Annotated in this window: 8 protein-coding genes and 1 pseudogene; 7 read left to right on the top strand and 2 right to left on the bottom strand. The window is 46.7% G+C overall.

What is annotated here, in order from left to right; translation table 11 throughout:
- Window positions 1–1,100 precede the first annotated feature (1,100 nt).
- The 7 genes and pseudogenes from IPG80_RS10900 (at window position 1,101) to IPG80_RS10870 (ending at window position 7,588) form a co-directional block, all read left to right on the top strand.
- Window positions 1,101–1,619, top strand: coding sequence for a hypothetical protein (locus tag IPG80_RS10900; protein WP_345106397.1), 519 nt, complete (start codon window positions 1,101–1,103; stop codon window positions 1,617–1,619).
- 618 nt (window positions 1,620–2,237) lie between these two features.
- Window positions 2,238–2,426, top strand: a complete 189-nt coding sequence (locus tag IPG80_RS10895) for a hypothetical protein (RefSeq protein ID WP_345106395.1) — start codon at window positions 2,238–2,240, stop codon at window positions 2,424–2,426.
- A 416-nt stretch (window positions 2,427–2,842) separates the two neighbouring features.
- Window positions 2,843–4,420, top strand: a complete 1,578-nt coding sequence (locus tag IPG80_RS10890) for a hypothetical protein (RefSeq protein ID WP_345106393.1) — start codon at window positions 2,843–2,845, stop codon at window positions 4,418–4,420.
- A gap of 218 nt (window positions 4,421–4,638) precedes the next feature.
- Window positions 4,639–5,013, top strand: a complete 375-nt coding sequence (locus IPG80_RS10885) for a hypothetical protein (RefSeq protein WP_345106390.1) — start codon at window positions 4,639–4,641, stop codon at window positions 5,011–5,013.
- A gap of 79 nt (window positions 5,014–5,092) precedes the next feature.
- Window positions 5,093–5,413: a hypothetical protein gene (locus IPG80_RS10880; RefSeq protein WP_345106387.1), complete on the top strand. Its 321-nt coding sequence runs from the start codon at window positions 5,093–5,095 to the stop codon at window positions 5,411–5,413.
- Between the two features lie 11 nt (window positions 5,414–5,424).
- Window positions 5,425–5,826 carry a CRISPR system precrRNA processing endoribonuclease RAMP protein Cas6 gene (gene cas6 / locus IPG80_RS10875; protein WP_345106385.1) on the top strand — a complete coding sequence of 134 codons (402 nt, stop codon included), beginning with the start codon at window positions 5,425–5,427 and terminating at the stop codon, window positions 5,824–5,826.
- Window positions 5,827–6,606: 780 nt separating this feature from the next.
- Window positions 6,607–7,588: pseudogene (locus IPG80_RS10870) on the top strand (aldo/keto reductase).
- Between the two features lie 138 nt (window positions 7,589–7,726).
- Here IPG80_RS10870 and IPG80_RS10865 read toward each other — a convergent pair.
- Both IPG80_RS10865 and IPG80_RS10860 read right to left on the bottom strand, forming a co-directional pair.
- Window positions 7,727–9,439 carry a glycoside hydrolase family 3 C-terminal domain-containing protein gene (locus tag IPG80_RS10865; RefSeq protein WP_345106382.1) on the bottom strand — a complete coding sequence of 571 codons (1,713 nt, stop codon included), beginning with the start codon at window positions 9,437–9,439 and terminating at the stop codon, window positions 7,727–7,729.
- Entirely contained in the window at window positions 9,382–10,014 is a 633-nt protein-coding gene (locus IPG80_RS10860; protein ID WP_345106380.1) for a glycoside hydrolase family 3 N-terminal domain-containing protein, read from the bottom strand. The genes IPG80_RS10865 and IPG80_RS10860 overlap by 58 nt, the downstream gene beginning before the upstream one ends.
- Window positions 10,015–10,038 lie beyond the last annotated feature (24 nt).

The raw sequence follows: 10,038 nt of genomic DNA, 5'->3' as shown, positions 1-10,038 counted from the left end.
CATTCCTGAAGTGATAACCGTTAGAACAGGTATTGGTCCTTATGAACTGATTGTTCATAATCCTGCTATCAGGATTAGAGACCTTAATACTGGGGATACCAAATACATTTATACTTTTTCTGTATCTGTGCGGAGCCGGTCCTATCGTGAGTTTTACATTTAGTCCTGATGGACAATATATCGCTGCAGGCGACTGGAGAATACGGTTTGGTGGGGCGCGTAGACTGATTTTTTATCCAAACTTTATGATTTTGATTCCACCGCCCAAATTACCAATATTGCCTTTAGCCCAAACGGCGATCTATTAGCGGCCGCCAGTTCAGACTCTACAATAAAAATTTGGGACTTCAAAAGCAGGTCTCTGATCGCTACGCTTGAAGGGCATAAGGGCGCTGTGCGATATATTACGTTCAGTTCCGACGGTAAAAGTTTGGCTTCATCCAGCGATGATGATACGATCATCATCTGGCGTATTAAGTAGAAAATAGATATTATCGGAATTAGGCAATTGACTTACAAAACAGCCTTGAAAATAGCGATTTTTCATACCAAAACCTTATTACCGATAACGTCTAATGAAAACTGCGGGGAGTGGCTAAAGACTGACTAAAATAGGGAGGGTTATTTACAGACTTAAATTAAACGTTATCACGATTTGTTTTTGCTCCTCTGTGCTAGCTACTTCGCTCAATTCCGGGCGGATGAGCGAAGTAGCTAGCATGGGTGGGTAACTGCCCTCTACCGCGGCAGCAACAGGTATTATCAAATTATTAAAATTGGATTTTGCTATTATTATCTAATTATCAAACACTACAGATTCATCTCTCAATTTTATGGCATGATTGGTGATTAAGATTATCATGGAGGTCTTTATGCATGAAGAATGGTGGGAACGGCCCTGCGCTTTTCTTTGAGACTATTGGTGGGGACTGCTGGTAGCAGTCTTACTGGGCTTATCTGTCTACTTTACCCGAGCTTACTGGCTTCCAGAACCAGTTGATATTTGCTTCTTTGGAAATTCTGATGCTTCACTACGCGAGATAATCCCACCACACTGGCGAAACACCAATGTGGTATTTGCTTTTAATCAAAGAGGAAGTATGAGATCAACGATCAATGGCGCTAAATTAGATTCAAAAAAAATGATGCAAACTATTCGAGCCCGCTTCGGGTCAGAAAGTTTTGGCGTGGCTGGTTTTTCAGACTATGGCGATATCCCGTATCAGCTATATCAGCCCTTAACGGATAATTTCGATTCCATACAAACAGTTATTGACAGCTTGACTCTTGTGGATGGCGGGGATATTCCAGAGGCCTACGGCCGTATGATGTACGAAAGTTACTCTGATCCAAACATTAAATGGCATAATGATGGGTATCGTTATCTGATAATATTTGGCGATTCTTATCCTCACGATCCAGATGCTGGGCGAGATGGGATTTTGGGAACCAGTGACGATTTGACATTTGCTGACGTCCTTACGAAGCTGAAGGCTAATAATATAACAGTAATTTATGTATCTGATCCAGGAATTGCAAATGAAGCTTCTTTGTTGAATAAATGGCAAGATTGGGTAAAGGAGACTGGCGGTAGAGTTATCCGATGTATCAACCCATAAAGGATGTTCTATTAAAAAAGCTTTGCCCAATGAGTGTGCGACATCGCCCGATTTAACTGTGCGACATGCTCCGATCACGGTGTGCGACATGACCGATTTACACATTCGTATCATTTTACATAAAACACACGGGATCTTCTAAAAGAATACAATCCCTGACCTGTCGATTCGGTAAGATCAGTTGTTGCCGTAACAATGTATTTTCTACAACCAGATCGGTTCGACTGCGGGTTAGATCTGAAAGTATGAGAATGATCAAGACTGGCGTGGCCGGTTTTGTCCAGAGTTTGATCTGCTCTTGTAACCGGAGAAAAATTTTGCCCATCATGCTGCTCCTGAGAAAATATGAGAGTAAAATAACATGATAATTCTTTTTTACCGCTTAAATCCGGGCGGATGAACCATGTAGCCAGCACAGGGGATTGCTGTTGTATTAGCTTTGGCGGTTTTTGTCAGAAGATCCATTGAGAAAAAGTGACTAAACATTTTGAGGAGATCATTCATGGAAAAAATTTTTCAACCCTATTCTGACCCTGTCAATCTCGAGGCGATCCGTGCTGTTAGCCAGGAAATTATTCTTTCGGTTGTGCCGAGGAAGAAGTCGGTGCGGAAGAATTAATGGATGGTCTGATTGAAGACTACGAGGACGGTTTGATTACAACTGCAAATACCGACGCAAAAATCAGCGGAGGTTTTGGTAACGTGGATTTGGTTGCCTTAGTTGTCATCCCATTGGTGGTGGCGGTGCTAAAAAAATTCTTTGAAGAATTGATTGAGTTGGGGTTTGAAAAATATAGGAATGGTTAAAAGAGCATCAGGAAAAGAAACCGCAGTTGTCTGCCAAGGTTGACCAGTTTGTCGAGGAACAGTACACCATAATTAGCACGCAAGTCAAATCCACAAAGTCAAAGTCAAAAGAAAAAGTCATCAAGCAGACGACAAAAATTGTAGTTAAACGCAAATTGGGGTTATCTGAATAAGATGCAAAAACCCCGCATTGACTTGTTTGCTCTGCCCAGCCAGACCGCTATTCTGTTTTGGCTTATTGTGGCTGCTTTGCTGGGAGCCATTTTGATCGGACTGACGGGGGGGCATATTATTCCCTTATGGCCCTTGGCGCTTATCTTGCTCTTGTTGCCTTTGCGGGAATTCATAATTCGCCCTGAGCGGGAGACGCGCAAATTCGGATTGGACCCTCTTCCTGATGGTCAGAAATTCAGGAGTTGCGCGCATCAATTGATGCGCTGGCAAAAAAAATCGAGTTGAAGCACGTTCCGCAAATTCTGATAGGGGCTGATTGTGACGAAATTTATGAAATGGGTTCTTTTCGTCGCTGGTATATTGTGTTCCGTGCAAGCAAAGCAAAAAACCTGCAAGAACTTTTAGCAAACCCGCGAAAAGCAAAATTGGCTGAAGTGCAGATATTACATGAATTATTTCACTTCAAAAACGGGGATTACTGGCAATTGGGCTACCTTGCCGAACTGTTTAAAGTCAGCTTCAACTTGATGATATGGGTATTGATATTTCTGGGTGGGTGGGGATTCCTGCTCGTTTTGGTGAAGGATGCCTTTTTTCAATTTTCTATAACTGATTTGATTCAACACATGCCCGTTGATGTCCGCCCAACGATGGAACAAATTCTTCCCTCCATGTTTCCTTCTATTGCAGAGATGGAAGCCCTGCGCATTAAAGCGGAAGGTATTAATTTTATATGGGTGTTAAATTTTATATCCAACATTAGCCTGCCTTATATTGTTGTGGCGGGGATCTTGTGGAGGTTTTATCGCCCGCTTTTGTGGCGCGTGAGGGAATTCTATGCGGATGCGGGGGTAATTGCCGTTCAAAAAAGTGTTAAACCATTTGTGGAGTTTATTCGCCGCGCAAATCAGGTTCCTTTGCAGGCAGTCCCTGTAATTGCTGCGCCATCTTTAAAAGAAATAGCTCGAAAAATTACGAATCGATTTGGCATATTTTTGACAGGCGTTTTCTGGGCAGATTTTTCCAAAAGATTTGAGGCGCTAAAAGTCCCTGAAAGTATTTTTTTCACATGGAAGCAAATTGCCTGGTTCTTGGGATTCTTGGCGCTTTCACTTGAAGTATTTTTGGCAACGCCGCTTTCCCTGCCTATGGTGGGAAATAACCCAATGACTTTCACAACGTTGGTTGTCACTGCGGCTTTGGTGTATTTTCTGCTTCCCCAGCTTGTGATGGGGAAAAGCGCCTGGAAGGATGCTTTGCGCGTTTTATTTGTGATTTTTGGAATACGCACAGTTTGGATGTTTTTCACGCTTGCCTTAATGTGGGGACTCTATTTTATTAACCCTGAGTTTTTGAGCAGTGTTTTACAGTCCGCAATCTCATCGGTTGCCCGTTATGCTGGAACTGACCCGATAGGAATTGACCTGCCTGGTTTCCTTGTTGAATCGTTGGTTATTAATGTATTGCAGATCCTGATAATCTTTGTCGTACAAATTATTTCGGTCACGGGATTGCTTTTTTTGATCAAACGGACTTTGCAATGGCATTCGTTTATTACTGACAGCGAGCGTTTTAAGCGGGTTGTTTTCAGCCTGACTTTTGGAGTTTTGTTTGTTCTGCTGACTTTGGTCATGCCGTTCAGTATGGCGGTATTGAAAGGGGACTTTTCCGCATTCATGGGCGCTTCTGGTGTTTTTGCCATTTTAGGTATGCTGACGCTAGTGGGCGGGGGAATATGGTTCTTTGTTCAGGATCAACACCGTTATCAGAGAGAAAGTATCTTGCATCCCTGGTTTTGGGTGGAGTATGAAGATGAGTAAATTAGCGAAAACTCTTAATATCTTCTCGATTGCTTTTTTTGACGCTATTTGCTCTTTTTCGCGCTGATTGTGGGCTGGCTGAATCCTGATGCAGGAGGAGAAGCTGGGCTTTTGTTGTTTGCAGTTTCTTATTGCTGTGCGCTTGTGCCGTTGGGTTTATTGAGCGCCGCCTGCTGGCTTGGATAAACCGCAATTATGTATCTAATATTTTTATTTGGATGGCGTTTCAATTGTTGTTTGTAATTTCAATCGCAATGTATTCCCAGCCAGGCGTCGGCTTGTTTTTTAGTAGTTTGCTGTTTGTTCTTTTCCCACTAATGGGTCTTATAAATTTTGTGTACGCATATCAAAGGGGGGCATCCTTGATGTTTATGGCTTGGGGATCCATCGTTTTTATGTGGTCCATTTTGCTGGCTTGGAAAGCGACGGGCAATCTGCTTGAAAAGTGGATTGACAGCATGTCTTCCACTTCCAATGATTTATGGTGGCTATATGCCCTAATGTATGGATCCGCTTGGGTAGTTGTCTCAGGTTTGGTTTCGTTTATTATCGAAACAATTCGTGCTTTAAAAAAGGAATTTTTTAGCGTGTAACAGATGCCACCCCTATAATTCTGCAAAGAACAAGAAAATTTATATCCGAAAATATTGGAAAACTTTATTTTTCATACGTATGCTTCGTTCTCTTCTTATCGTCCTCACCGCTGAATCTTCCTGCCCAATCCTTGATCCCTTAGGACGTCCTGCCCAAGCCTGGTTCCTGGGACAGTTAACCCGCTCCCATGCCACACTTGCCAGTCGCTTACACTACGAGCAGGGCTTGAAGCCTTACACAGTTTCAACCCTGCTCGATGAGCGCGGGCGTCCTTTACGTGCGGGAGGCTGGCTGGAGCCAGGACAACCTTGTTTGCTGCGCATTACCAGCTTCAATGAAGAGCTTTCAGATGCATTGAGAAAAAGATCATTCGTCACACGCGAAGCGCCAATCAGTTAACGCTCTACAAAATGCATTTTCGAGTAGATGAGGTTTTCTCCACTCGTTCGCAACATGAATGGGCTGGAGAATCCTCCTTCTCTGATGTTGCGCAAGACGTGGCAATGGCTTCTTTGGGAACTCGTGTCCGCATGGAGTTTGTCAGCCCAACGGCATTTCGCAATAATGGACTGGATGTTTGCGTACCATCGTCAGGGCAAATTTTTAGAAGCCTGTGGGAGAAATGGAATGCCTTTTGCCCTGAGCCCATGCAAATTCATGAATTTTGGCCCCAGTTTGCAAATGATTGCATTCTTATTGATGAATTAACGGCTATAAACACCACCCATTGGGAATTTGCCGAAGGCTCACGTGGCGCAGCAACTGGTTTCAGTGGGGCGGTTGGTTTTACTTTATCGCCGAAGAGTAAATAAAAAGACTGGCAACAATATTGGGATGGAGCTGCCACGGTGATGCAATCCCTAGCAAATTTTTCCTTTTATTGTGGTGTTGGTCATCATACTACGATTGGAATGGGGCAAACTCGCGTTATATCAACCGGGAACAATAGTACCCAATCTGGAAGATCATCAATATCAAAAAGTCCCTTGTTAAGGATAAAACTTCATGGGGATGGATCTGTTCTTCTAATAAATGTGGGTAGTGAATTTATTGAGGTTGCACAGACTATCTTCGCCTACTGGGTGCTTAGATGACTTGATTCACTTTTGTTGCTTTACTGAAGAGCATTTCTGCCAAAGATTGCCCATGTCCCAAAACAAGCCGTGCCGTAAGTTCAATCGTGTTTACTTCCTGACTACTTGATGAAGGCGATATTTGGATGGCTTTGAGCGGTGGCGGATGAAGTGCTCATATTAGTTTGATAAGTGAAACAGCGGGCGTGAAGGCAGATATGCCATCTGTTTTACCAAAATTCCTTTCTGTGATGGTGAACAATATGTGAAAGCCAATACTTTCTTGTGATTATATACGTTCCTAACCCCAAATTGCATACCAGCCCTTTCCCAAAGGTTGGTCGAATTTCATGATGTCCATTTTGGGTTTCTAAATTATTGTCTTTGCAGTTTTAGCATCTCCAGCGAATTTCACACCACCCTTGACTAGGAGTCGACTCCAGATGATACACTGCCTTCTGAGATGATTTCTAGCTGTATATAAGAAATGCTTCATGCATACCTCGATAGGAGATAACCATGGAATACACTCGATTGGGTTCAACAGGGATGAAAGTCTCGCGCATCTGCCTTGGCTGTATGGGGTTTGGGGACTCGGAGTGGGTTCACAAATGGGTGCTGAATGAAGAAAACAGTCGTCCAATCATCCAGAAGGCGCTTGAGATGGGAATCAACTTCTTCGATACCGCCAACGTGTATTCGATTGGAAAGAGTGAGGAAATCCTCGGGCGCGCATTGAAAGACTTTGCAAAACGAGATGAGGTCATCATCGCCACCAAGGTGCGCGGTAAAATGCGCGAAGGGGCGAACGGTGAAGGATTATCGCGCAAGTCGATCTTGACCGAAATTGATAACAGCCTGAAACGGCTTGGAACAGATTATGTCGATCTCTATCAAATCCACCGCTGGGACTATGAAACCCCCATCGAAGAGACAATGGAAGTGTTGCATGATGTGGTAAAGGCGGGTAAGGCGCGCTATATCGGTGCATCTGCCATGTTTGCGTGGCAGTTTCAGAAGGCGCTGCATGTGGCTGAGAAGCATGGCTGGACGCGTTTTGTCTCGATGCAGAATCATCTACAACTTGATCTACCGCGAAGAAGAAAGGGAGATGTTACCGCTTTGCCGTGAAGAGGGGATTGGTTCCATCCCATATAGTCCGCTTGCATCAGGCAGGTTGACGCGTGACTGGTCATCGGAGAAGACCATGCGTTCCGAGACCGATCAAATTGCCAAAGGCAAATATGATGCCACTGCTGAACCCGACCGCAAAGTGGTTGAGCGGGTCGCGGAGACCGCGGAAAAACATGGGGCTTCGCGCACGCATATCGCGCTGGCCTGGCTATTGCAGAAAGAGCCAGTGACCGCGCCCATCATCGGCGCAACGAAGATCTCCCATCTGGAAGATGCCATCGGTGCCCTGTCTGTTAAATTGACTCAGGAAGATGTCACCTATCTGGAGGAGCCGTATGTTCCGCATCGCATTGTAGGTCATCAGTGAGTTTGATCGATGCCTGACTTGGGAGTGTTTCTTAAGTATCTACGTGGTTGTGATTAAAAAACTTGTAAGAACCAATGTCAATTTGTAAAAAAATCGGAGTTGAAGGTTGTTTCTGGCCTTCAACTCCGATTTTTGCTGTTATTCCATTTTGTGCGCTTGCATCAACAACCCAGCTACCATTTCTTCGGCGGGCATGGGCAATGCACCTTGTTGGAACATCAATACGCTCACGAGCGGCATATCGTTCATCATGTCCATGATGTCCATGCCCATGGCGTTCTCGTTGCCGTAGCGTTCATCGGCGCCGCCAAAGAGTTTGCGGCTCTGCGTTTCGATCTCGGTGTATAAGGCTCCAATAACAGCCTTGCCGCGCGGGTCTGCCAGCCACTCTCGAACGGTGGATTCTTTGTCCAGAATGCAGGGCAGGCTCAGGGTAGATTGAAGCGTCACGGTCAGGGTTTGGCGAATGTCTGCTGCGGAGGCTGCAATGAGGATGTCGAAATCGCCGTCTTCGGTGATCCATTGCTTATATTCGGGGTGATAATAGGCAAAGGCGCGGAAATCGAGTTTGACGGAAACGGATTTGGTTTCGCCTGGTTTGAGTTCCACTTTTGCGAAGCCTTTCAGTTCCTTTTGCGGGCGCACCAATCCAGACTTGTGGTCGTGGACGTAGACTTGAACAATTTCCTTGCCAGTGAATTCGCCCGTGTTGGTCACATCCACTGTGACTGTCAGGCCGTCCGTATCTTTGAAGGTTTTCGCGGAGGCTTTGGCGTTGCTGTATGCGAAGGTGGTGTAGCTTAATCCGTGCCCAAAGGGGAACAGGACGGGCATTTCCTTGGCGTCATAGTAGCGGTAGCCAATGAACAAGCCTTCGCCGTAGCTCACTGCCCCGGCACCGCCCGGCCAATTGATATGTGACGGTGTATCGGAGAGTTTGAGCGGGAAAGTTTCAGCCAGTTTTCCACTCGGGTTTACCTTGCCAGACAGCACGTCAGCGATGGCGATGCCGCCTGCCTGTCCCATCATCCAGCCTTCGAGCACGGCGGCGACATCATCGATCCATTCGTTCATGGCGACGGGTGCGCCATTGTTCAAGACAACGACGGTCTTCGGCTGAACTTTGGAAACCGCCTTGATGAGTGCAACCTGCTGTTCGGTAAGGTCGAGGTCGGTGCGGTCATAGCCTTCGGACTCTTTGAAGGTTGGCAGGGCGATGTACAACACAGCCACATCGGCGGACCTCGCCAGTGATACGGCCTGATCGATCATATCCTGACGGAAGGACCTGTCTGTTGGGTAGTCTTCGGCGTAGGTCAATTCGGAGTTACTGGTCTGGGCTTGCAGTTCCTTGAATGGGACAGCTACCTTGGTGGGGTGGATATGTGAACTGCTGCCGCCCTGAAAGTGGGCATTCTCGGCGGCGCGCCCGATCACTGTGATGTGATGCTGGCCTTTGAGCGGGAGCAGCCCGTTATTCTTGAGCAGGACCATGCCTTCGGAGGCAATGTGATGAGCCAGTTCGTGATGGGCGTCTATATCGAAGGTGCCGGTCTTCGGAGTCTCTTTGGCTTTGAAGACAATGTTGAGGATGCGGCGGACGGATTCATCGAGAATGGCTTCGTCCAATTCGCCGGAGCGGACGGTTTCCACGACTGCTTTGACGCGGCGTTCCTGCGGACCGGGCATTTCCCAATCGAGTCCGCCTTTCAACGCGGCGACACGGTCACGCACTGCGCCCCAGTCTGAGACGACCAGCCCTTCGAAACCCCACTCATCCTTGAGGATTTCGTTCAGCAGGTAATGATGTTCCGAAGCAAAGGTGCCATTGACTTTGTTGTACGAGCACATGACTGTCCAGGTTGGGCTTGTTTGACGGCCTTTTCGAATGCGGTCAGATAGATTTCGCGCAGAGTGCGTTCGTCCACTTCGGCGCTGATGCTGAAGCGTTGAAATTCCTGATTGTTGGCGGCGTAGTGTTTGAGCGAAGTGCCGACGCCCTTGCTTTGCACGCCGTTAATAAAACTGGCGGCCATTTCCCCGGCCAGATAGGGGTCTTCGGAAAAGTATTCGAAGTTTCGTCCGCCGAGAGGGGAGCGTTTCATGTTTGCGCCGGGGCCGAGCAAAACGTCCACGTTGTGGGTGATGCATTCCTCAGCCAAGGCAATGCCCATTTTGTGGATCAGGTCCACGTCCCAGGTGGAGGCGAGGCAGGATGCGGTCGGGAAGCAGGTGGCGGGCAGGCTTTCCATCGCCATGGCGTGGACATCCGGTACACGACGAACTCCATGCGGCCCATCGGAGACGATCATCTCCGGTACGCCGAGCCGTTCGATGGGTGTGGTGGTCCATGCGCTGGCTCCGGTACACAGGGCGGCTTTTTCTTCGAGGGTCATGTTCGCGATCAGGGATTGTATGTTTTTCATGATACCTTCCTTCTATCTGAATGA

The sequence above is a fragment of the Candidatus Villigracilis vicinus genome (genome assembly GCF_016702885.1).
Lineage (GTDB): Bacteria > Chloroflexota > Anaerolineae > Anaerolineales > Villigracilaceae > Villigracilis > Villigracilis vicinus.
This window is presented reverse-complemented; position numbering and strand designations above follow the sequence as displayed.

What these genes read in the sequence shown, in the direction of transcription:
- IPG80_RS10900 (WP_345106397.1), top strand. Translation starts at nt 1,101, where the DNA reads ATGAGATCAACGATCAATGGCGCTAAATTAGATTCAAAAAAAATGATG.
- IPG80_RS10895 (WP_345106395.1), top strand. Translation starts at nt 2,238, where the DNA reads ATGGATGGTCTGATTGAAGACTACGAGGACGGTTTGATTACAACTGCA.
- IPG80_RS10885 (WP_345106390.1), top strand. Translation starts at nt 4,639, where the DNA reads ATGGCGTTTCAATTGTTGTTTGTAATTTCAATCGCAATGTATTCCCAG.
- IPG80_RS10880 (WP_345106387.1), top strand. Translation starts at nt 5,093, where the DNA reads ATGCTTCGTTCTCTTCTTATCGTCCTCACCGCTGAATCTTCCTGCCCA.
- cas6 (WP_345106385.1), top strand. Translation starts at nt 5,425, where the DNA reads ATGCATTTTCGAGTAGATGAGGTTTTCTCCACTCGTTCGCAACATGAA.
- IPG80_RS10865 (WP_345106382.1), bottom strand. Translation starts at nt 9,439, where the DNA reads ATGTGCTCGTACAACAAAGTCAATGGCACCTTTGCTTCGGAACATCAT.
- IPG80_RS10860 (WP_345106380.1), bottom strand. Translation starts at nt 10,014, where the DNA reads ATGAAAAACATACAATCCCTGATCGCGAACATGACCCTCGAAGAAAAA.